Raw genomic sequence first — 22731 nt, forward strand, 5'->3', positions numbered from 1 at the left:
GATTCCCCTCCGCCTTGCGCGGGGCCGGTGCGCCTTCTTTCACACCCCCCCTTCAGCTTCAGGGAGCAGGCCCATGCCCTCCACCACCGACCTCAGGACCCGGGAAGACGAAAAGACCATCTTCTTCCTTCTCGACCAGGAATATTACACCTCGCAGGAGATCTTCGAGCGCGAGCATGACCGCATCTATACCCGCGACTGGATCTATGCCGCGCATGTCTCGCAACTGCCCCGGAAGGGCGATTACCTGATGTTTCGCTATGGCGGCGAAGAGATCGTCGTGGTGCGCGGGGATGACGACCAGTTCTACGCCAATCTCAACGTCTGCCGCCATCGCGGTTACCGCCTGTGCGAGGAGGAAAAGGGCAATGTCCGCTCCTTCGTCTGCGGCTATCACCAATGGGCCTTCAATCTGGACGGCAGCCTGAAACGGGTGCCGCAGATGCCGGACGGGGTCTATTTCGACTACTGCAAATACGGGCTGCGCACCGCCCAGGTCGAGGTCTGGCACGGGCTGATCTTCGTCTGTCTGGCCGAGGAGAAGATCCAGCCGCTCAGCGAACGCCTCGCCGATTTCGAGGGCATGGCGGCGCGCTTCGCGCCCGAGCGCACGAAACTGGCCATCGAGAAGAACTACCTGATCCAGGGCAACTGGAAGGTCGTCGTCGACAACGCCATGGAATGCTACCACTGCGCGGGCAATCACAAGTCGCTCTGCGCGGTGGTGGATGTGCCGGGGCTGATGGCGGATATCAAACACTGGCTGGCCGACGAGACCGGCGACGGGCCGACCAATCTGGGTGTCGGCGGGATGCGCCTGCGCGAAGGCATGCAGTCCATGTCGCACGACGGCTCACTGATCTGCGAAAAGCTGCTCGGCACTCTGACCATGGAAGATGTCGAGGCCGGTGCCACCGGCGGCGTGATGATGGTGCCGAATTTCTCTTATTCCGCCTTCTATGCAGACCATTGGTGGAACATCGCCATCCGCCCGAAATCGGCGACCGAGACCGAACTGCTCTATTCCTGGTTCGTGCGCGAGGATGCGGTCGAGGGCGAGGATTACGACATCGGGAAGCTGATCGAGGTCGGCGACAATACCCAGGTCGAAGACAATGTCCTGATCGAGCGCACCCAACGCGGGATGAACTCGCGCTATTTCCTGCCCGGGCCGATCGGCTCGGATGTGGAACCCGCGCTTTACGATTTCGTCGCGAACTACCGCAAGAACATGGGCTAGGCGGCCTGCCTCCGCCCTTGTCCGCAGGGGCGGAGGCGGTTTTCCGGAAAGGAGCCGCCATGAGCGGAATCATCGTCATCGGCGCCGGTCAGGCGGGTGCCTCGCTTGTCATCAGGCTGCGGGCCCTGGGGTATGAAGGCGCGCTGACCCTGATCGGCGGCGAAACCGTGCCGCCGTATCAGCGCCCGCCTTTGTCCAAAGGTTATCTCCTGGGCGAGATCGGGCTGGACCGGCTGTTCCTGCGGCCGCGGGATTTCTATGCCGGCCAGAACATCGCGCTGCGTCTTGGCCAATGGGTCACCGGGATCGACCCGGGCGCGAAGGTGATCCGGCTGGGCGACGAGGTGCTGGGCTATGACCAGCTCGCGCTGACCACCGGCTCGGTGCCCCGCCGCCTGCCCGGGGCCATAGGCGGCGGGCTGGCGGGCGTCTTCACGGTGCGCGATCTGGCCGATGTCGATGCGATGGCGCCGGAATTCGTCGCGGGGCGGCGGGTGCTGATCGTCGGCGGCGGCTATATCGGGCTGGAGGCGGCGGCGGTCGCGGCGAAACTGGGCCTGGAGGTGACCCTGGCCGAGGCCGCGCCCAGCATCCTGCAACGCGTGGCCTCATCCCAGACGGCGGAACATTTCCGCGCGCTGCACAAGGCGCATGGCGTGACCATCCTCGAAGGCACGGGGCTCGACAGGCTGACCGGCGAGGGGCGGGTCGACACCGCGATCCTGAGTGACGGGCGCCAGCTGCCGGTCGATTTCGTCATCACCGGCATCGGCATCGCCCCGGCGACCGCGCTGGCCGAAGCCGCCGGCCTGCGGATCGAGAACGGCATCCGGACCGACGCCGAGGGGCGGACCTCGGACCCGTCCATCTGGGCGGCGGGCGATTGCGCCTCCTTCCCCCATCAGGGCGGCAGGCTGCGGCTGGAAAGCGTCGGCCATGCTATCGAACAGGCGGAATGCGTGGCCGCGAACATGCTGGGCGCGGGCCGCGCCTATGCCGCCAGGCCGTGGTTCTGGTCGGACCAGTATGACGTGAAACTCCAGATCGCGGGGCTGAACAGCGGCCATGACCGCGTCGTCACCCGCGAGGAAGAGGGCGCGCGCTCGATCTGGTATTACCGGGGCGGGAAACTGCTGGCGCTCGACGCGATCAACAGCCCGAAGGCCTATCTGGTCGGCAAGCGCGTCATCGACGCCGGGCTGAGCATCGATCCCGAAAGCGTGCGCGACACGTCGCTGGACCTCAAATCGCTCTTGCCCGGGCGCTGATCGCGCCCGGACCGGAGCCCATAATAACTGATATAACCAAACTCTATCAACACATGCCGGGCCTCCGTGCCAGGCTTCACGCGGACGGGGCGGAAACCGTCAGAACGCGAGCCACGACAGGCGGCGGATGCGCAGGCATCTGACCGGGCAAGGATTTTGTCCCGGCTTTCATGCTGTCTCGCCGCGCGAATGACCCGCCTGGCGAGCAAAAGGGGGAACCATGAAGAAATCTGCGAATGTATCACGGCGGGACTTCATGGCCGGAACCGCGGCAGTCGGGCGGCGTCCGGCAGGGCTTTCCCGCAGATCCTCAGCGCATGTATCCGCGATTGAGGCGCCTGATCCGGCAGACGAAGGTCCGGAAACGGATGCCGGGCGATGCCCGCCGCCGGATCGGCTGCGCCATCCCGCGCCATTGCGCCCGGCCCGGCACGCGGCTGCTCTGGCATGACCGGCGGCATGGAAACCGCCGCGCCCCCGGCGGCGGCGCGGATGCGCGGGCGGCTGGCTACAATCTGGAGAAACTGAATGCGCAAGATGTTCTTCTGCATCGACGGCCATACCGGCGGCAATCCGGTGCGGATGGTCATGGGCGGAGCGCCGTTCCTGCAAGGCGCGACGATGAGCGCGCGGCGGCTGGACTTCCTCGCCCGCTACGACTGGATCCGCCGCGCCCTGATGTTCGAGCCGCGCGGCCATGACCTGATGTCGGGCGGATTCATCCTGCCGCCGCTCGATCCGGCCAATGACGCGGCGTTTCTGTTCATGGAGACCAGCGGCTGCCTGCCGCTTTGCGGCCATGGCAGCGTGGGAATGATCACCTTCGCGCTGGAACACGGGCTGATCCTGCCCCGGGGCGACCTTCTGCGGATCGAGGTTCCCGCAGGGCTGCTGGAGGCGCGCTTCACCCGCGAAGGCACGCGCGTCACCTCGGTCAGCTTCGAGAGCGTGCCGAGCTTTCTCTTCGCCCGCGATGTGGTGATTTCCGATCCGCGCTTCGGCAGGCTTCGCGCCGATATCGCCTATGGCGGCAATTTCTACGCCATCATCGAGCCGCAGGAGGGTTATGGCGGGGTCGCCGATCTGGGCCTTGCCGGGATAGCCGAGGCAAGCCCGCGCATCCGGCGGGCCTTCGACGCGGCGATCAATGCGGTCCATCCCGGGGATCCGTCGATCCGCGGCGTCAGCCATCTGATCTGGTCCGACGCGCTCGACCCCGACGGGCGGGGCAGCAGCGCCGCGATCTTCTTCGGCAACAACGGCATCGACCACGGGCCCTGCGGGACCGGGACGGCGGCGCGTCTGGCGCAGCTTGCGGCCAGGGGATTGCTGACCGTGGGCCAGCCCTTCGACCAGCGCAGTCATGTCGGCACCCGCTTTACCGGCACGATCGCGGGCCATGTGAAGGTCGGCTCCTTCGACGCGATCCGTCCGGTTCTGGCGGGACAGGCGCATGTGACCGGCTACAACCAGATCTGGACAGACAGCAACGATCCGTTCCCCGAGGGGTTTCAGGTGCTGCATGGGGCGCCGCTGCCATGACGCGCCCTGCCTTTCTCTCCGACAACGAGGCCGGGACCGATCCGCGCATCCTCGCCGCCCTCGTCGCCGCCAACGAGGGGCTGGCCCTGCCCTATGGCGCCGATGACCTCAGCGCGCAGGCCAGGGCGCTCTGCTGCGAGGTTTTCGAGCGCGAGGTCTTCGTCTTTCCCACGCCCACCGGCACCGCGGCCAATGGGTTGTCGCTGGCCGCGCTCACCCCGCCCTATGGCGCGATCCTCTGCCATGAGGCGGCGCATATCCTGACCTCCGAGGCCGGCGCGGCAGAGTTCTTCACCAGCGGCGCGCGGCTGATCGCCCTTCCCGGCGCAGAGGGCAGGTTCAGCGCCGAAACCCTGCGCGCGGCGCTGGAGAGCATCGCGGCCGATGGCGTCCGCCAGCCCAGGCCCGCCGCCATCAGCCTGACCCAGGCCAGCGAAAGCGGCACGGTCTATACCCTGGCCGAAACGCGCGAGATCGCCGGAATCGCGCATGGCGCGGGGCTGAGGGTCCATATGGACGGCGCGCGCTTCGCCAATGCGCTGGTCCATCTGGGCTGTCCCCCCGCCGAGGCGACGTGGAAGGCCGGGGTCGATATCCTGTCCTTCGGCCTGACCAAGAATGGCGGCATGAACACCGATGCGATCATCGTCTTCGATGCCGGAATCGCGGCGGAACTGAACCACCGCTGCAAGCGCGCGGGCCTCGCGCAATCCAAGATGCGCTTCGCCTCGGCGCAGATCCTGGCCTCGCTTGCCGGCGGGCTGTGGCTGGACAATGCGCGGCGGGCCAATGCCAATGCGCAAAGGCTGGCCGGGGCGCTGGCGGGATGTGCGGGCGCCACCCTGGCCCAGCCGGTCGAGGCCAACGAGATCTTCGTCTGCCTGCCGGAGCCGGTCCTCGCGGCGCTGGCCGGGGCGGGCATCGTCCTGCGCCCCTGGCCGGGGCCTCAGCCGGGGCTGTGCCGCCTCGTCACCTCTTTCGCCGATGACGAGGCGCTGATCGCACGGTTTCTGGCCGTGGTCGCGCCCTATTCCTCCCAGCCGGTCACCACGCCGCTGACAAGCTGATAGGACAGCAGGTCGGGAATATCGGCGGGGTGGCGGATCAGGGGACGGATCTCGCGCCGCAGCGCCGCGTGGCGGGCCGCGTCGGGCTTGTGGGCGGCGCGCCCCTCGTCATGGCTGATGAAGCGGAAGCGCAGGCCCACCCCCGGCCCCGCCTGCGCGACCAGCGGCAGGTCGTCGGGCAGGATCGTGCCGATCCGGGGATAGCCGCCGGTGGTCTGGCATTCGGGCAGAAGGACGAAGGGCATCCCCTTGCCGGTCATCTGGATATCGCCCGGCACCATCGGCTCGGACAGCACGCTGAGCTGCGCCCGGCCGGAGAAGGGCTCGCCCTCGAAAGCCAGTTCCGCCCCCTGACGGTTGCCGCGGGGCGTGCGGCGGAACGGCGTCGCCTCGAAGCGGCGGCGGGTTTCCGCGGGAAAAAGCTCGGTGTGGACGCCGGGCAGGATGCGGATGGCACCGCCCTGAAAGCGGTCCGGCGCGGGCAGGCGCATTCCCACCGGCCCGCCGGGATCGGTGCCGGCGGGCAGGATCTCTCCCACCTGCACGGGACCGCCGATCCCGCCCGCAAGATGCGCCGACCGGCTGCCGAGAAACGCCGGAGTGGCGATCCCGCCGCCGAGATGAAGATATCCGTAGGTGCCTTCGGTGACCGCGCCGATGGCAAGGCGCTGCCCGGCGCGGAGCTGGTGGCTGGCATTCCAGACAAGCGGGTCGCCATCGAGTCTCGCCGCCATCGGCGCGCCGGTCAGCGCGATACGCATATCCGCCAGCGCCCGGAACTCTCCGCCGAACCCGGCCATTTCCAGCGCGGCAAGGCCGGGCTCCTGCCCCAGAAGCGCGGCACCCTCGATCAGCGCATGGCGGTCAGCCGCGCCGCCGCGCGACAGGCCGAAGGCCATCTGCCCGATACGGCCCAGATCCTGAACCGTGACCGCCGGGCCAATCCTTTCGACGACCAGGCTCACGGTATCGCCTCGCAGAGCGCGCCGCCCGCGGCCGCCCGGTCGCCCGCGCGGATATCGGCCAGTTCCCCGGCGCCTATGGGCACGAAGCTCACCTCGTCGCCGGGGCGGAAGGCGAAGGGATCGGCGAGCTCGGGGCGGAAATTGCGAAAGGCGCTCTGGCCGATCAGCCGCCAGCCGGTCGGCGTGGCATTGGTGAAGATGTTGAATTGCCGGATCGCGGTCACGACCGATCCGGCGGGGACCTGCGCCGTCAGCCCGTCCTGCCGGGGCATGTTCCAGTGGTCGGGCATGGTGCCGAGATAGGGCAGACCCGGCGCGAAACCAAGCGCCATCACCCGCAGCCGCGTGGCGGCGATCTCTGCCACGGCCTTCCCTTCGGTCAGCCCGGCAAGGGCGGCGGCTTCGGCCAGTTGCGGGCCATGCTCGCCGCCGAAGGCGACCGGGATCCGCCAGAACCGCCGCCCCTGCGGCAGGGCGGCGGCGAACCAGTCCCGGCTGGCGAGGCGCTCTGTCACCACCGCGCGCAGCTCTGCCAGCGGCAGGCGGATCGGATCATAGCTGAGCAGCGTCGAGGCGAGCGCGGACGAGGTTTCCACGACGCCCGCGATCCCCTCTGCCTCAATCGCGGCGCGGAAAGCCAGATTGGCGCGGTTGGCCGCGTCGGTCAGGCTGTCCGAAAAGGTGACGAGCAGGCCGGACAGGCCGACCTCGCGCAACAATGGATAGGGTGGCTGCGCCGCCATGGGACAGTCTCCGGCGTGGTTCAGAACACATTCTGCTCGATGATCTGCTGCCCTTCAAGAATCCGGGTATAGCGGAACTCTGACAGGTCGAGCGTCCTGTAGCCGCCATGCAGGATCAACTCGGCCAGCCCGCGTCCGACCGCCGGGCTTTTTTGCAGGCCATGGCCGCTGAAACCATTGGCGAAGATGAAATTGCCGATCTCGGGATGCGGCCCGAGGATGGCATTGTTGTCGATGGTGTTCACATCGTAATGCCCCGCCCAGGCATTCACCGGCCTGATCGCCTCGAAACGCGGCACGCGGGCGGCCAGCACCGGCCAGATATCGGATTCGAAGCGACCATGGTCGATCCCGAAATCGGTGCAGGCGGGGTCGTCATTCGCATCCGGCGCGACGCTACAGATGAAAAGGTCGTTCTCGGTCCGGCAATAGATGCCGCTCGTGTCGATCAGGAGCGGCATGTCCGCGATCCGCTCGCGGCAGGAGAACACGAAGATCTGCCGCTTTCGCGGTTCGACCGGCAGATCCGCGATCCCGGCCATCGCCGCCACTTCGGCCCCGTTGATCCCGGCTGCGTTGACGAAGGTGCCGCATTCCAGCACCGCGCCCGATTGCAGCGCGACCGAGGCGATGCGCCCGCCGTCGCGGCCAAGCCCCGTCACGCGGTCGGTCAGACAGGTCGCCCCCTGCGCGCGGGCCTTGCGGCGGAACGCCTGAAGCAGGCTGTAGGGGTCGAGCCAGCCTTCGCCGCTTTCGCCGAAACTGCCCAGCGCCACGCCTTCGGGGTTCAGCCAGGGAAAACGTCGCGCCAGCGCATCGGGATCGAGAAGCGTGATCCGGGCCCCGCACCCGGTCTGCACCGCGTGATTGCGCCGCAAGGTGGCCTCGCCCTCCGGGGGGACCAGGATCAGATAGCCCTTTTCCTTAAAGCCGATCTCCGGCCTGTCGCCATCGACTTCGAGAAGATCGCCCGCCTGACGGACGAATTCGACGCCGAACTGCGACATGAGCACATTGGTCCGGGTCGAGAACTGCGACCTGATTCCGCCGGCGGACCGCGGCGTGGCGGCGAATTCATAGGTCGGGTCGGGCTCGATCACCGCGACGCGGAGCCCGCTGTCGCGGGTCAGGAAATAAGCGATGGAACTGCCGATGACCCCACCGCCGGCGATCACCACGTCGAAACTCATGCGGGTCATGCGTCAATCCCTGACCGGAACGGTGTAGTTCAGCGCCATCCGCCCGCCATCGGCATAGATCGTCTGGCCGGTGATATAGCTCGAATCCTCCGAGGCGAGAAAAACCGCGATCCGGGCGACTTCCGAGACCTCTCCGGCGCGGCCCATCGGCGTGCGCGACAGGATGCGGTTCATTGCCGCCTTGTCGGTCGCGACCGCCTTGAGCACATCGGTATTGATCGAGCCCGGCCCGATGGCGTTGACCCTTATCCCGTGGCTTGCCAGCGCCAGCGCCATGCCCCTGGTCAGCTGCCCGATCCCGCCCTTCGACACCGCATAGGAGGTCGTGGCCGGGATCGCCAGGACCGCGTTGACCGAGGACATGTGGATGATCGTCCCGCCCTCGCCCTGCCGGACCAGATGGCGGGCGACCTCCTGCGCGGTGACGAAGGCCCCGCGCAGGTTGATGTTCAGCACCCTGTCGAAATCCTCAAGCGTCAGGTCGAGGAAATCGCAGACATGGACGATCCCGGCATTCGGGATCGCACCGTCGAGACGGCCGAAGACCGCGACCGATTCCGCGACCAGGTTGCGCACCGCTTCCGGCTCGGCCACGTCGCATTCCAGGAACACCGCCTGGCCGCCCGAGGCGCGGATGCCCCCGGCGACCGCCTCGCCCTTCGCGCGGTCGATATCCGAGACGATGACCTTCGCGCCTTCGGCTGCGAATTCACCGGCGCAGGCCTCGCCGATGCCGGCGGCGGCGCCGGTGATGAGATAGACCTTATCCTTCAGTCGCATACGGACTTTCCTTTGCTGAACATCGCCCGGCGCCGTCCCGCGATCAGTGATCTTCGGGAACGTGATTGAACGCCTGGTCCGAGATCAGCACCGTGACGTCGTGGAAATCGTCGGTCATCTCGAAGGTCACCACCTGCCCTTCGCGCAGATAGCAGGCGTCTCCGGCCCCAAGCACCACTTTCTCGCCACCTTCGACGGTGATCGTGCAGCCGCCGGCGATGAGATAGATGAACTCGTCGAAGGGCATCTTCATCTTGTGCGTGCCCTTCTCCTTGAAGCTGCCGGCCAGGCGCTTGCCGTCCGCCGATCTGTAGAGCACCGCCTGCCCGCCATCGAACTCGGGCAGCGGGTCGTAATGGGTGGTGTTTACGTTGAAGTGCGGGATGGTCTTGTCGTCGGACATGATCGCTCCTGATGAATCCCCGGGATATCGTCAGAGCAAGCCTAGCGGCGGGCGAGCCCTCTCAACAAACAACAAATCCAGCTTTCAGCTATGCCTGGCGTTTATAGAAACGCGCCGTTGCGGCCGGGGCGGAAGACGGCCGGGCGGCAGGCTTTCCCGCCCGAGGGCTATACGCAACCGTTATATCTGATTGCGTCAATTGCTCCTTGTTGAGCAGGCCGAAGCATGTAGGCTTTTTTCAGAACGGCTCCGGGTGCCCGACAGCACCCCGCCGCCAGGGTTGGGAACAAAGTCGATGGTTGACGCTCTCGGACATACGGATGTGGTCATTATCGGCGCCGGGCCCTCCGGCGCCGTGACCGCGCATACGCTGGCCAGCAAGGGCTTCAGCGTCACCTGTCTTGAACAGGGCGACTGGATCAGCCCCGCCGATTATCCCGGCAACCGGCCCGAATACGAATTGCTGCTCCAGCAGAAATGGAGCTGGAATCCCAATACGCGCGGGCGGCCCGCCGACTATCCGATGAACCTCGACGCGGCCGAGGTCACGCCGATCATGATCGCCGGCGTCGGCGGGTCGAGCGTCTTCTACGGCGCGCACTGGATGCGCCTTCCCCCGTCGGATTTCCGGGTCAGGACGCTGGATGGCGTCGCCGATGACTGGCCCATCGACTATTACGACCTCGAACCCTTCTACAACCGGGTGGACGAGTTCCTCGGCGTGGCGGGCCTCGGCGGCGACCCGGCCTATCCGCCGCAGGATTACAGGATGCCGCCGCATCCCCTGGGCAAGGGCGGGATGCTCATGGCCGCCGGGCTGAACAAGCTGGGCTGGCACTGGTGGCCGGGCACCAATGCGATCCCCACCAACAAGTTCAGGAACATGGAGAAATGCGTCCGCTGGGGCGTGTGCGAGACCGGCTGCCCGGCGGGGGCCAAGGCCTCCTTCGATCTGGGCTACTGGCCCCATGCGCGCGCGGCGGGGGCCAGGCTGATCACCGGCGCACGGGTGCGCGAGATCACCACCGACCCGCAGGGCCGCGCCGATGCGGTGATCTGGATCGACCGCGACGGGCGCGAACATGTCCAGAAAGCCAGCGTCGTCGTCATGGCCGCCAACGGCGTCGGCACGCCCCGGCTGCTGCTCATGTCGAAATCGGCGCGCTTTCCGGAGGGGCTCGGCAATTCCTCGGGGCTGGTCGGCCGGAACCTGATGCTCCACCCCAACAACGAGGTTCTGGGCCTCTACGACGAGGATATCGAAAGCTGGAAAGGCCCCGCCGGACAGCTTCTCTACTCGCTGCAATTCTATGAGACCGATCGGTCACGCGGCTTCTTGCGCGGCTCCAAGGTCAATCTGATGCCGGTGCCGGGCATCCTGCGCATCCTGGAGCATTTCGACCATCTGCCCTTCGGGAAACGCTGGGGAAGCGCGATCCATGACATCGGCAAATATGCCGGGCGCGCGCTGAGCCTGGCCGGCAATATCGAGGATCTGCCCGAAGAGCATAACCGCGTGACGCTCGACCCGGTGCTGACCGACAGCGACGGCATCCCCGCGCCGAGGATCGAATACAGGATCAGCGAGAACACGCAGAGGAACCTCGATTTCACCCTCGACCGGATGGCCGAGATGCACGAGGCGGCGGGGGCGGCCCATATCCTGCGCCAGCCGCTCTGGAAGGACGCGCCGGGCCATCTTCTCGGCACGGCGCGGATGGGCGACGATCCCGAACGGTCGGTCGTGGACCGTTTCGGACGCAGCCATGACGTGCCCAACCTGTTCATCGTCGATGGCAGCGTGATGGTGACGAGCGGCGGGCTGAACCCGACCGCGACCATCGCCGCGCTGGCGCTGCGCTGCGCCGAACACATCGCCGAAACCGCCAGGTTCCAGGAGGTGGCGGCATGAGCGACATGACCCTTGCCCCTGCCGATATCGCCCTTCTGACCCGGCTGGCCGATGTGCTGATCCCCGGAACCGCGGACATGCCCGCCGTGGGTGAGATCGCGGATTACGCCGATCTGCTGCGCCGCGCCGTCGCCGCCTGCGGCTATGCCGCGGCCGATCTGCGCGCCGCCATCGACATGATCCCGGCCGAGGTGGACTGGGAGGGGGCAAAGGCGTTCTCGGAGGCACGGCCCGGGAGCTTCCGGATCCTGGGCGTGATCGTCAGCGCCGCCTATTACATGGCCCGCCCGGTGCTTGACCGGCTGAAATTCCCGGACGACCGCCGTCATCCCGCCGCCGATGACGAATTCGCCAACGAATACATGACCGGCATCCTCGATCCCGTGACAGAGCGCGGCCCGGTCTATCGCGACACGAGACAAGCCTGATGCAGGGGGACGATATGAATGACCGACCGGCGCGCCGCCGCCGCAGCCAGGACTGGACAGAGGCCACGGGGATCGACGGATTCCTCTTGCGCTCGGCCATGAAGGTGCAGGGCCTGCGCCCCAAGGATTACGACCGCCCGATCATCGGCATCTGCGACAATACCAGCGAATTCAACCGCTGCCACACGCATTTCCCGGCGATGATCGAAGGCGTCAAACAATCCATCCTGCAATCGGGCGGGTTGCCGCGCGTGTTCAACACGATGACGATGGGCGCCGACCTGGCGCTGCCCCTCGGCGCCTCCTTCATGAACCGCAACCTGCTGGCGATGGAGATCGAGCAGATCGCCACGCTCTATTCCATGGACGGGATCGTCTTTCTGGGGGCCTGCGACGAGACCATCCCGGCGATGCTGATGGCGGCGGCCTCTGTCGATCTTCCGGCGATCATGCTGCCGGGCGGGCCCTCGTTCAGCGGCTTCTGGCGCGGGCGTGACGTGGGGCCGGGCGTCGATTTCCACAAGGTGATCGAGGGCGAGCGGCGCGGCGAATATACCAGGGATGACGTGACCTCGCTCGAAAACTCGCTTGAGCGCAGCCCCGGCCATTGCAGCACGATGGGCACCGCCGCAACGATGGCAACCATCGCCGAGGCGCTCGGGATTGCGCCCTCCGGCAGCTGCGCGATCCCGGCGGTGGATTCGCGGCGCATCCAGATGGCGCGGAATGTCGGCGAATACATCATGCGGCTGGTCGAATACGATATCCGTCCGTCGCAGATCATGACCCCGGACGCCTTCGACAACGCCATCCGGGCGCTCGCCACGGTGGACGGGTCAAGCGCGGCGGTGATGCATCTTCTCGCCATCGCCGGCCGGCTGGGGATCGACCTGCCACTGGCGCGTTTCGACGAGATATCGACCACGACCCCGGTGCTGCTGAACCTCAGGCCCTCGGGCCAATATTACATGAACGACTTCTTCAATGCCGGCGGGGTCCCGGCGCTGCTGAACGCGCTGGGAGATCTGATCCATACCGACGCGCCGACCGTGACCGGGCGGACCCTGGGCGAAGAGATCGCGGGCGCCGGGATCGAGGATCCGCGCGTCATCAAGACCCGTGAGGCGCCGCAATCAGAGCCGCGCGGCATTTCGGTCCTGTTCGGCAATCTCGCCCCCGATGGCGCGATCATCCGCACCGGCGTGGCGAGCCCCGATCTGCTGACCCATCGCGGCCGGGCCGTGGTCTTCGACGGCAAGGCCGATCTGGACGCGCGGCTTTACGATCCCGGCTTCGACGTGCGCCCCGGCGATATCATCGTGCTGCGCGGCGAGGGCCCGCGCGGGTCCGGCATGCCGGAATCGGGGCGGATCGTGGTGCCGGACAAGCTGCTCGCGCAAGGGATCACCGATATGGTGCGCATCACCGATTCCCGGCTGGGCGGCACGGTCAAGCAGACCGCTGTTCTGCATGTGGCGCCCGAATCCGCCGTCGGCGGGCCTCTGGGGCTGGTCGAGACCGGCGACATGATCGTGCTCGACGTGCCGAACCGGATCCTGCATCTGGAAGTGTCGGATCAGGATCTTGCCGCCCGCCGCGCACGGAAGGGGCCGCCGGTGATCCGCGACTATCCGGCGCGCGGCTTTGCGAAGCTGGTGGTGGAAAGCGTCAGCCAGGCCAATCGGGGCTGCGATCTGGATTTCATGTCGCCGCCAATGAGAATCACCAAAGATGAAGAGGTTGCATCGTGACCAGCTCTCCCTGGCCCATCGGGGTCATCACCGCCATCGTCACGCCGCTGCGCGATGACCGGCTCGACAAAGCCGCACTGGCCGCGCTGATCGACTTCCAGATCGGCGGCGGCGCGGTCGGGCTCGTGGTTGGTGGCGGCACCGGCGAATATGCCGCCATGAACATCGATGAGCGGATGGAACTGGTGCGCGAGGCGGTCAGCGCCGCGCGCGGCCGCATCCCCATCATCGCCCAGACCGGCGCCATCGCCACCCGCGACGCCGTGCGGCTGAGCCGCGACGCCGAAGAGGCCGGGGCCAGCGGCCTGCTGATCGCCTCGCCCTATGCCGAACCGATCAGCTGGCGCGAACGCCTCGCCTTCTACCGCGAGGTCACCGCGGCCGTCTCGATCCCGGTCATGATCTACAACACGCCGCCTTCGGGCATCCTGACGATGGCTCAGGTCAGGGAACTGGCAGAGTTGCCCAATGTCTCGGCCATCAAGGACAGTTCGGGCGACCCGGAACTGCTGGGCGATCTGATCGCCTTTGCCGCAGAGCGGGATTTCGGCGTCTATCTGGGCAAGGATTCGCTGCTTTACGAAGCCATCGTCACCGGCGCGCGGGGGGTGGTCTTCGGGGTGCCGAACTTCATCCCCGAGGTCATCGCCAAAACCATCGCCGATATCCGCGCCAAAGGCTCGACCCCCGGGACCCTGGCCGACTGGGCGAAGCTCCGGCCTTTCCTGCGCTTCATCGAGACCTCGTCGAACTACATCTCGCTGTGCAAACTTGGCTGCAAGGTCCGGGGCGTGGACGTGGGCGAGGCGCGCGCGCCCTATCTGATGCCCGAGGCCGGGGAAGCGGCCATCTTCACGGAATGGGTCGAAACGCTCACGGCCCCGAAGCGTTAAGTCACGGAAAAATCTGCGCCCATCCGGCATGATCGCCCCGAAAGCGGCCCCGGGCAGGTCTTTCGGGACAATATTGTTATATCTGAAAAACAGGGAGAAGGCCGATGAAGAAAGCATGGACAATCGACGAGATCAAAAGCGCCATGGGCGGCGCACCGAGCCGCCGCCAGCTCCTCGCCGGCGGCTCGGCTGCCGTCGCCGGGGCATTCATGGCGCCGTTCTTTCCGGGCATGGCGCGGGCCGAGGTCGGCGGCAGGCTGAAGCTTCTGGCCTGGGAAAGCATGCCGATGCAAAGCTACCTGGCGCCGTTTCTCGAAGCCAATGGCATCGACCTGGAGATTTCGTCCATCGCGACCCAGGACGACGTTCATGTCCAGTTGATCGGGAACACGCCCAACACCATCGACGTGACCTCTTATTCGGTCGGCTATTCGGATTTCTACATCAACGAACTGGGCATCGTGTCCCAGATGGACCCGAAGCAGGTGCCGGCCTACAATGAAGACGACATCTTCGCAGAATTCTATATGACCCCCGCCTTCGCGCAGAACGGCGAAGTCTACGCCGTCCCGGTGATCTGGGGGCTGAACACGCTGGTCTACAATCCCGCCCTCGTTCCCGAACCGGCGTCCTACACCGACCTGCTCAAGCCGGAATATGCCGGGCAGCTCACCTTCATCGAGGACACGCTGGCGACCTGGCCTATGCTGGCCAAGGTGGCGGGATTTGGCGACAAGTTCCCCCATCTGACCCGCGAGGAACTGGCCGCCACCTTCGAGGCCGCCATCCCCTACCGCGCGCAAAGCAAGCTGTTCGCCGGCTCGGTCGGCGACACGATCAACCTGTTCGTCAATGGCGAGATCGGCGTGCTGTTCTGTGGCTGGGCGGGGATTCCGACCGAGACAGGCCCGCAGGGCGTCGAGACCATTGCCCATACCCCGGCAGAGGGCGGCGCGATGTGGTGCGACGCCTGGTTCATTCCAAAGACCGCGACGAACCGCGACACGGCGCATGCCTTCATCAACGCGCAGCTCACCCCCGAGGGCAATGCCGCCACCGCCAATCATCACCTGTCGGGCTGCGTCAACCGCCGCTCGGTGCCGCTCCTGAATGACGAGGTGCGCGCCAGCGTGGATTACGACAATCTCACCCAGGTTCTGACCGACTCGCCCCTGGTGGGGATGCCGCCGCGCGAGTCCGATGAATTCGCGACCTTCGACGAATGGACCGCGGCCTGGGAAGACTTCAAGCTCGGCTTCTGAGACCGGCGCCCGGAGACGATCTCCGGGCCGCCGCCGCCCCCCGACCATCCGCATTGCGCCGGATCGAACGGAAGAGACACCGGGGCCGGCCATTTGCCGACACCATGAAAGCCAGTCCCACAAAGGGCACGCAAGCCGGTCCTGCATGACATCATGCCAGACTATCGCCAATATATGACGTGACCCAAGGCCATCCGCCCGGCGGTCCTGACCGATGCGGCGGCCCTTTTCAGAAAGGTTCGTCGCCCGAACAGACAAGAGAAAGGGAGCGATGTTCGCCTACGCCAAGACATTGCGCGACAACAGGCGCGAAAGGACCGGGGTGCTGTTCGCCCTGCCGGTCGTGCTGTTCCTGATCGCCTTCTTCATCGTCCCGACGGTCCTTCTGTTCGTCTTCAGCTTCTGGCAATCGCGCTCTTTCGTGCTGGTCCCCGATGCGTCGCTGACGAATTACATCGACGCGCTGACCCGCCCGGCCTTCCGGCAGACCATCCTCACCGGCCTGACCATCGGCTTGGGCACCGCCACCGTCGCCACGGTGCTCAGCTATCCCGTCGCCTGGTTCATCGCCTACCGGACAAGAACGAACCTGCTGCTCTACATCATCATGCTGTCCTGGTTCTCGTCTTATCTGGTGCGGATCTTCGCCTGGCGCACGATCCTCGGCACCAACGGGCTGATCAATTCCGCGCTCCTCTCTCTCGGGGTCATCGACGCGCCGCTGGAGATCCTGATCTTCAGCCCGCTCGCCGTGACCATCACGCTGGTCCATATCTTCGTGCCCTTCACGCTGCTTCTGCTGCTGAGCGCGTTGCGCAACGTGACGCCCGATTTCCTCGCGGCCGCGCGTGATCTCGGGGCCTCGCGGATGAAGGTGTTCTTCCGCGTCACGCTGCCGATCGCCTACAAGGGCTTCGTGGGCTCTTTCATGTTCACCTTCATCCTCGCCGCCGGCGACTTCATCACCCCGCAGCTTCTGGGCGGCCGGACCGGGATCACCACCGGGCTGCTGATCTCCAACCAGTTCCGGCAGACCGGCAACTGGCCCTCGGGCGCGGCGATGGCCTTCATCCTGATGGCGGTGTTCCTGGTGGTCTATTTCGTGCTGGTGCAGGTGCTGCGCTGGTTCAGGCTCTCGCCCGGACTGCGCTTCCATCCGCCGGTCGAGGAACTTCGCGCCGAAATGGCGCAGGCAAAGGAGGCCTGAGATGCTGCGCGCCTATGTCTGGCTTTACCTTGCCTTTCTGTTCCTGCCGATCCTGATGATCACGCTTTTCGCGTTTCACGCCACCTCGGCCCTGAGCTTTCCCTTCGAGGGGTTCGGCCTGCGCTGGTTCCGCGAGATCCTCGGCAATGACCGCTTCATCGGGGCTTTGAAGAATTCGGTGATCGTCGCCTCGGCGACCTCGGTCATCACCTGCCTGCTCGGCACTTTCGCCGCGCTGGCCTTTCCCCGCCTAAGCGAGCGCCCGCGCGCCGCACTGGGCTTTCTCGGCTTCGCGCCGATCGTGCTGCCGGGACTGTTCCTCGGCATCGCGCTTCTGGTCCTGTTCGAGCGGTTGGGCATCTTCCGCTCACTCGTCACCGTCATCATCGGGCATACCCTGTTCTGCCTGCCCTTCTTCATCGAGACGGTGCGGACCCGGGTGGCCTATTTCGACGCCGAGCTTGAACTCGCCGCCCGCGATCTGGGCGCAGGCCCCTTCACCACCTTCAGGCTGGTGACGCTGCCGATCCTCATGCCGACGCTGCTGGCGGGCACGATCCTGGTCTTCGCGCTGTCCTTCGACGAAATCGTCATCACCGTCTTCATCATCGGCGACCAGAGCACCCTGCCCTTCTTCATCCTGTCGATGATGCGGCGGACCGTGAACCCGACGATCAACGCGGTATCGGTGCTGGCGATGCTGCTGACCCTCACGATGCTGCTGGTCGCGGGGGGCATCCTGTGGATGCAGCGCCGCCGGGCCATCCAGCGCCGCGTTTCCGACAAGGAGATCCCGCAATGACCTTCCTCACCCAGCCCGTGCGCGAGACGGACATCGTCACGATGCGCAATCTGGACAAGAGCTTCGGCACGTTCGTCGCGCTCCGCGACATCAATCTCGAAATCCGCAAGGGTGAGATCCTGACCTTCCTCGGCCCCTCGGGATGCGGGAAATCGACGCTGATGCGGATCATCGCCGGGTTCGAAGCCCCCAGCCGGGGCGAGCTTTTGCTGCACGACCAGGACATGACCCGGCTGCCGCCCGAACGCCGTCCGGTGAACATGGTGTTCCAGCGCTACGCGCTGTTTCCGCATCTCGACGTGTTCGACAACATCGCTTTCGGATTGCGGATCAGGAAACTTCCCGAAAGCGAGGTGCGCACCAGGGTCATGCGGATGATGGAACTGGTCCAGCTCGACAAGATGGCGAGCCGCTGGATCAACGAACTCTCCGGCGGCCAGTCGCAGCGCGTCGCGCTGGCCCGTGCCCTGGTCAACGGCCCCGAGGTCCTGCTGCTCGACGAGCCGCTCGCCGCGCTCGACCTGAAGATCCGGCAGCTCATGCTCCAGGAGCTCAGGCGCATTCAGGAATCGACCGGGACCACCTTCGTCTATGTGACCCATGACCAGGACGAGGCGATGATCCTGTCCTCGCGCGTGGTGCTGATGGATCACGGCCGCATCGAACAGGTCGGCACCCCGGACGAGCTGTATTTCCGCCCCCGCTCGCTGTTCGTGGCGCGGTTTCTGGGCGAGATGAACATCCTTCCCGCCCGGATCGTCGAGGCGTCGGACTCGGGTGTGGTCGCCCGTTTCGAGGGCGGCACCGCCCGCTCCGCGACGGCGCAGCCCGGCTATGCGCGCGAGGACGGAACGCATATCGCCGTGCGCCCCGAGGCGATCCGCATCGCGCCCGCGCCGGAAAACGCGCCGGTCGGTCACAATGCCTGCCTGGCCCGCATCGCCGCCATCGAACCGATCGGCGGGCGGGTGGTCTACAGCGCCGAATTGCCGAACGGCACGCGTCTGCGCGCCCAGCGGATCCGCGACGGCGGCGGCGCCGATTTCAGCATCGGCCAGCCGGTTCTGCTGTCCTGGGAGCCGAACGCGATGACGATCCTGCGGGACTGAGCGGGCGCTCAGTCTGCCTCGTCCAGCCCGTCCAGCATCCGCCCCGACCAGGCCCCGGCGGCCACCAGCCCGGCGGTGGTGTCGAACATCGTTCGGCCGGCGAACTCGGCCAGCCGGGCGGTGGGCCGATCGAAAGGATAGCAGATCATCAATTGCCGGTGCATCGGCGGATTGACCAGCGGCGCGGCGCAGAGCTTGCCCTCTGCGATGTCCTTGTGGATCGCGGCCAGGGGCAGGATCGTCCATCCGTGGCCAAGCAGGACGAGGCTTTTCAGCACCGAATAGGAATCCGCTTCGACCTGGATCGGGATCTCGATCCCGCAATCCCGCGCCGCCCGGCTGACCATGCTGCGCAGGCTGTGACGGTGGCTCGGCAGGCAGAGCGGCGCCTTGCTCAGGTTCCTGAACTCGAAAGGAGCGTCGATGGTGAACCCCGTTCCGGGCGGCGCGACGATATAGAGCGATTCCTCGATCAGCAGCTTGGATTTCAGAGACTTGACCGAATTGGGGTCGAGAAGGATCGCCAGGTCGATCTCCCCCCGGTGCAACCAGTCCTGGAGATAGCTGGAATAGGCGCTGACGATGCGGATCGTCGCCTCGGGATGGCGCTCGCGGAAGGCGGCGACCAGAGGCGCGGCGAAAATGTCCGACACCGTCGGCGGCAGCCCGACCGAGACATGCCCGCGCAGCGGCGCGCCCTCGGCCTTGATCAGCGTCCTGATCTCGTCCAGTTCCGCCATGATGCGCAGGGCGTGCTGCAACACGCCCTGCCCCTGCTCGGTCAGGACCATCCCGCGCCCGTGCCGGTCGAAGAGCCGCGTGTCCAGCTCCTCCTCCAGCATCCGCACATGCCGGCTGAGCGCAGGCTGCGCGATATGGAGCCGGTCCGCCGCCTTGGAGAGGCTGCCAAGTTCGGCGACGTGAATCAAAGTGCGAAGCTGTGTGATGTCCATGACCTATATAATATCACTATATCTGATCAAGAAAAAGGGTCGAAGCCTTACAGGCTCGCCATCGCTATAGTTTGCGGGGAAGGCCGCGGAACCGTGCTTTCGCCGCCGCATGGACGATCGAACCGACAGGGGAATCTCCCGGATGACCGCGACAGATAATGCGAAAGTGGTGATCATCGGCGGCGCCATCATCGGGAGCTTCTGCGCCTGGTTTCTGCGCGAAAACGGCTTTCGCGGCGAGATCACCGTTGTCGAGAAGGATCCGAGCTACCGTTTCTCCTCGACGGCGCTGTCGGCCGCCTCGATCCGCACCCAGTTCGAGACGCCGCTCTGCGTCGCGATGAGCCTGTTCGGCGTCGAGTTCATTCGCGGCCTGAAAGCCCGCTACGGCTCCGACGGCGATATCGGCTATGTCGAGGCCGGTTATCTGATCCTCCACCGCCCCGGGGATGCCGCCGCCCGGCTGGACATGCTGCGGATGCAGAACGCCCATGGCGCCGACATCATCGCCTTCGCCCCCGGGGATCTGCCGTCGCGTTTCCCCTTCCTGAACAGCGAGGGGCTCGGCCTCGGCACCTTCGGGCAAAGCGGCGAAGGCTGGTTCGACGCCTGGTCGCTCCTGTCGCTGATCCGCCGCGAGGCGCGCCGCCTGGGCGTCCGCTATGTGGAGGCCGAGGCCAGCGGGCTGGAGGTCAGGGGCGACCATGTGACCGGCGTGGCGCTGGCCGGAGGCGAGATTCTGCCCTGCGACTGGTGCGTCAACGCCGCCGGCGCGCTCGCGGCCCGGCCCCTGGAAGGGCTCGGCATCGCCCTGCCGGTCAGCCCGCGCAAGCGCACGGTCTTCAACTTCCGCGCGCCGGTCGAAGCGCGGGGCTTTCCCATGCTCTACGACGTTTCCGGCTTCTGGATCCGCCCCGAGGGCGAGGGGTTCATCGGCGGCATCAAACCCCCCGCCGACCCCGACGCCACCGGCGATTTCACGCCCGATCACGCCCTTCTGGAAGATCTCCTCTGGCCGCTCCTCGCCGCCCGCATCCCGGCGATGGAGCAGTTGCGCCCCGATCGTTGCTGGGCCGGGCATTACGAGATCAACGCGCTCGACCATAACGGCATCGTCGGCCCGCATGACCGGATCGGCAACCTGATCTTCGCCACCGGCTTTTCCGGCCATGGGGTCATGCATTCCCCCGCCACCGGCCGGGCCGTGGCAGAGCTGATCGTGCATGGCGGCTTCCGCACGCTCGACCTCACCCCGCTTGGCTGGGAAAGGGTGCGCGACGCCAGACCCCTGGCCACGGCGGTAAGCCATTGATCGGAGAAAGCGCATGAGACTCGACGGCAAGGTGGCGGTCATCACCGGCGCGGCGCATGGCATCGGCCGCGCCTGCGCCGAGCGTTTCCTGAGCGAGGGCGCGAAGGTCGTCCTCGCCGATATCGACGCCGCCGCACTCGACGCGACGGCGCGCGGGATCGGCAGCCCGGACAGGGTTCTCGCCCGGCCCACCGACGTTACCCGCAGGGCCGATGTCGAGGCCGCCATCGCCGCCGCCGTCGCGGCCTTCGGCGGGCTGGACATCATGGTGAACAATGCCGGGATCGTGCGCAGCCAGGACTTCCTCGACATCACCGAAGAGGATTACGACGCGGTTCTGGGCGTGAACCTCAAGGGCGCCTTCTTCGGCACCCAGGCCGCCGGCCGCCGGATGATCGCCGCCGGCACGAAGGGCGTCATCGTCAACATGTCCTCGATCAACGCCCTGCTCGCCAATCCCTCCATCGCCACCTATGCGATCTCGAAGGGCGGCATGAACCAGATCACCACCACCGCCGCCATGGCCTTCGCGCCGCATGGCATTCGCGTGGTGGGCATCGGCCCCGGCACGATCCTGACCGATATGGTGTCGCGCTCGATCATGACCTCGGACGACGCGCGCAGGACAATCCTGGAGCGCACCCCGCTCGAACGCTGCGGCGAGCCCTCCGAGATCGCCGCCGTCACCGCCTTTCTGGCCAGTTCGGATGCCTCCTACATCACCGGGCAGACCGTCTTTGTGGATGGCGGCCGTATGGCGCTCAATTACACCGTTCCGGTCCGGGACTGACCATGGCCGTGACCCCAACTCTGGATGATGGTGCATGACTCGTTCGATAGACCTCAATTCTGATCTCGGCGAAAGCTACGGCCCCTGGGTCATGGGCGACGACGAGGGTATCCTGGCCGTGGTCAGCAGCGCCAATATCGCCTGCGGCGGCCATGCCGGCGATCCCGAAACGATGTATGCGACGGCGATGCTGGCCCGGAAAAACGGTGTCACCATCGGTGCCCATCCCGGCTATGCCGACCGCGAGGGGTTCGGCCGCCGGATCATTCCGATGTCTTGCGACCAGATCACCCGCATGGTCGCCGTCCAGATCGGCGCGATGATGAGCGCGGCCGCCCTGGCCGGAACCGAGGTCGCCTATGTCAAGCCGCATGGCGCACTGGGCAATCTCGCGGCCGAGGATATCTCGATCGCGGCCGCCGTCGCCAGGGCGGTCAGGGCGATCTCGCCCGACCTGGCGCTGCTGGCGCTGTCGGGCAGCGCGCTTGAACGCCAGGCCCGTCATATGGACATGCCGGTCTATTCCGAGATCTTCGCCGACCGCGCCTATCTGCCCGACGGCCGTCTCGTGCCCCGCAGCAAGCCCGGCGCCCTGCTGACCGACGCCGCAACGGCCGCCCGGCGCCTCGTCGGCTTCATGGAGACCGGGCTGATGCCGGTGACCTCGGGTCCGCCCATCTCGCTTGAGGCGCATTCGATCTGCGTTCACGGCGACAGCCCCAGCGCGCTGACGATCGCCCAATTCGTGCGCCGGGAGCTGAGCGAGGCCGGCATCTCGCTGAGCCCGTTCATCGCCAGCCGGACGATCTGAGGCCCGTCGGGTCCGGTTCGGGAAAGGAACGTCATGAAAATCCTTGTGCCTGTCAAACGGGTTATTGACTACAACGTTAAGGTTCGTGTGAAGGCGGACGGCAGCGGTGTTGATCTTGCGAATGTGAAGATGTCGATGAACCCGTTCGACGAGATCGCGGTGGAAGAGGCGATCCGGCTGAAGGAGAAGGGGATTGCGACCGAGGTGGTCGTGGTCTCGATCGGGGTCAAACAGGCGCAGGAGACGCTCAGGAACGCGCTCGCGATGGGGGCCGACCGCGCCATCCTGATCGAG

The 22731-nt window shown here is 66.3% G+C and carries 22 protein-coding genes; 16 read left to right on the plus strand and 6 right to left on the minus strand.

The genetic code is table 11. The features are described from left to right. The first annotated feature begins 73 nt into the window (after nt 1-73). The 4 genes from XINFAN_RS11315 to XINFAN_RS11330 all read left to right on the plus strand — a co-directional run bounded on the left by XINFAN_RS11315 (nt 74) and on the right by XINFAN_RS11330 (nt 5117). Nucleotides 74-1240: an aromatic ring-hydroxylating oxygenase subunit alpha gene (locus tag XINFAN_RS11315; RefSeq protein ID WP_124086970.1), complete on the plus strand. Its 1167-nt coding sequence runs from the start codon at nt 74-76 to the stop codon at nt 1238-1240. Nucleotides 1241-1299: 59 nt separating this feature from the next. Further along, a complete protein-coding gene (locus XINFAN_RS11320) occupies nt 1300-2508 on the plus strand; it encodes an NAD(P)/FAD-dependent oxidoreductase (RefSeq protein WP_124086971.1) in 1209 nt (402 codons plus the stop codon). A 528-nt stretch (nt 2509-3036) separates the two neighbouring features. Then, nucleotides 3037-4050, plus strand: coding sequence for a 4-hydroxyproline epimerase (locus XINFAN_RS11325; protein WP_124086972.1), 1014 nt, complete (start codon nt 3037-3039; stop codon nt 4048-4050). Then, nucleotides 4047-5117, plus strand: a complete 1071-nt coding sequence (locus XINFAN_RS11330; RefSeq protein ID WP_124086973.1) for a threonine aldolase family protein — start codon at nt 4047-4049, stop codon at nt 5115-5117. Before XINFAN_RS11325 ends, XINFAN_RS11330 begins: the two co-directional genes overlap by 4 nt. On the opposite strand, the gene XINFAN_RS11335 is transcribed toward XINFAN_RS11330, so the two are convergent. The 5 genes from XINFAN_RS11335 to XINFAN_RS11355 are packed head-to-tail and all read right to left on the minus strand — an operon-like array spanning nt 5078 to nt 9207. Then, complete coding sequence (locus XINFAN_RS11335; protein ID WP_233352194.1) at nt 5078-6082, minus strand: 5-oxoprolinase subunit C family protein; 1005 nt, start codon at nt 6080-6082, stop codon at nt 5078-5080. The genes XINFAN_RS11330 and XINFAN_RS11335 overlap by 40 nt on opposite strands. Beyond that, complete coding sequence (locus XINFAN_RS11340; protein ID WP_124086974.1) at nt 6079-6825, minus strand: 5-oxoprolinase subunit B family protein; 747 nt, start codon at nt 6823-6825, stop codon at nt 6079-6081. The genes XINFAN_RS11335 and XINFAN_RS11340 overlap by 4 nt, the downstream gene beginning before the upstream one ends. 20 nt (nt 6826-6845) lie before the next feature. After that, the gene (locus XINFAN_RS11345) at nt 6846-8024 is read right to left on the minus strand and encodes an NAD(P)/FAD-dependent oxidoreductase (RefSeq protein WP_124086975.1); all 1179 of its coding nucleotides are present in this window, start codon (nt 8022-8024) and stop codon (nt 6846-6848) included. A gap of 3 nt (nt 8025-8027) precedes the next feature. Further along, nucleotides 8028-8804, minus strand: a complete 777-nt coding sequence (locus XINFAN_RS11350) for an SDR family NAD(P)-dependent oxidoreductase (protein WP_124086976.1) — start codon at nt 8802-8804, stop codon at nt 8028-8030. 43 nt (nt 8805-8847) lie between these two features. Beyond that, nucleotides 8848-9207, minus strand: coding sequence for a cupin domain-containing protein (locus tag XINFAN_RS11355; RefSeq protein WP_124086977.1), 360 nt, complete (start codon nt 9205-9207; stop codon nt 8848-8850). A 295-nt stretch (nt 9208-9502) separates the two neighbouring features. Between XINFAN_RS11355 and XINFAN_RS11360 the strand changes: the two genes are divergently transcribed. The 8 genes from XINFAN_RS11360 to XINFAN_RS11395 all read left to right on the plus strand — a co-directional run bounded on the left by XINFAN_RS11360 (nt 9503) and on the right by XINFAN_RS11395 (nt 18571). Then, entirely contained in the window at nt 9503-11119 is a 1617-nt protein-coding gene (locus XINFAN_RS11360) for a GMC family oxidoreductase (protein WP_124086978.1), read from the plus strand. Next, nucleotides 11116-11547, plus strand: a complete 432-nt coding sequence (locus tag XINFAN_RS11365) for a hypothetical protein (protein ID WP_124086979.1) — start codon at nt 11116-11118, stop codon at nt 11545-11547. Before XINFAN_RS11360 ends, XINFAN_RS11365 begins: the two co-directional genes overlap by 4 nt. A 14-nt stretch (nt 11548-11561) precedes the next feature. Beyond that, nucleotides 11562-13298: a dihydroxy-acid dehydratase gene (locus XINFAN_RS11370; RefSeq protein WP_160144601.1), complete on the plus strand. Its 1737-nt coding sequence runs from the start codon at nt 11562-11564 to the stop codon at nt 13296-13298. Continuing rightward, nucleotides 13295-14191 carry a dihydrodipicolinate synthase family protein gene (locus XINFAN_RS11375; RefSeq protein ID WP_160144602.1) on the plus strand — a complete coding sequence of 299 codons (897 nt, stop codon included), beginning with the start codon at nt 13295-13297 and terminating at the stop codon, nt 14189-14191. Before XINFAN_RS11370 ends, XINFAN_RS11375 begins: the two co-directional genes overlap by 4 nt. 104 nt (nt 14192-14295) lie before the next feature. Then, nucleotides 14296-15453 (plus strand): ABC transporter substrate-binding protein, encoded by a 1158-nt coding sequence (locus XINFAN_RS11380; protein WP_124086982.1) that lies wholly within the window; start codon nt 14296-14298, stop codon nt 15451-15453. A 271-nt stretch (nt 15454-15724) separates the two neighbouring features. Further along, nucleotides 15725-16660 (plus strand): ABC transporter permease, encoded by a 936-nt coding sequence (locus XINFAN_RS11385; RefSeq protein ID WP_124086983.1) that lies wholly within the window; start codon nt 15725-15727, stop codon nt 16658-16660. A gap of 1 nt (nt 16661) precedes the next feature. Beyond that, nucleotides 16662-17462: an ABC transporter permease gene (locus XINFAN_RS11390; RefSeq protein WP_124086984.1), complete on the plus strand. Its 801-nt coding sequence runs from the start codon at nt 16662-16664 to the stop codon at nt 17460-17462. Further along, the gene (locus tag XINFAN_RS11395; protein ID WP_124086985.1) at nt 17459-18571 is read left to right on the plus strand and encodes an ABC transporter ATP-binding protein; all 1113 of its coding nucleotides are present in this window, start codon (nt 17459-17461) and stop codon (nt 18569-18571) included. The genes XINFAN_RS11390 and XINFAN_RS11395 overlap by 4 nt, the downstream gene beginning before the upstream one ends. An 8-nt stretch (nt 18572-18579) precedes the next feature. On the opposite strand, the gene XINFAN_RS11400 is transcribed toward XINFAN_RS11395, so the two are convergent. Next, nucleotides 18580-19524, minus strand: a complete 945-nt coding sequence (locus tag XINFAN_RS11400; RefSeq protein ID WP_124086986.1) for a LysR family transcriptional regulator — start codon at nt 19522-19524, stop codon at nt 18580-18582. A 142-nt stretch (nt 19525-19666) separates the two neighbouring features. Between XINFAN_RS11400 and XINFAN_RS11405 the strand changes: the two genes are divergently transcribed. The 4 genes from XINFAN_RS11405 to XINFAN_RS11420 all read left to right on the plus strand — a co-directional run. After that, nucleotides 19667-20836 (plus strand): NAD(P)/FAD-dependent oxidoreductase, encoded by a 1170-nt coding sequence (locus XINFAN_RS11405; protein ID WP_124086987.1) that lies wholly within the window; start codon nt 19667-19669, stop codon nt 20834-20836. 13 nt (nt 20837-20849) lie between these two features. Beyond that, nucleotides 20850-21626, plus strand: a complete 777-nt coding sequence (locus XINFAN_RS11410) for an SDR family NAD(P)-dependent oxidoreductase (protein ID WP_124086988.1) — start codon at nt 20850-20852, stop codon at nt 21624-21626. Nucleotides 21627-21660: 34 nt separating this feature from the next. Further along, on the plus strand, nt 21661-22437 hold the full coding sequence (locus XINFAN_RS11415; RefSeq protein WP_124086989.1) for a LamB/YcsF family protein: 777 nt from the start codon (nt 21661-21663) through the stop codon (nt 22435-22437). Nucleotides 22438-22470: 33 nt separating this feature from the next. Next, nucleotides 22471-22731 (plus strand): electron transfer flavoprotein subunit beta/FixA family protein (locus tag XINFAN_RS11420; RefSeq protein WP_435530865.1); only part of this gene is annotated, 261 nt, incomplete at its 3' end.

Origin of the sequence: Pseudogemmobacter humi, from assembly GCF_900609055.1 — a bacterium.
Classification (GTDB): domain Bacteria; phylum Pseudomonadota; class Alphaproteobacteria; order Rhodobacterales; family Rhodobacteraceae; genus Pseudogemmobacter; species Pseudogemmobacter humi.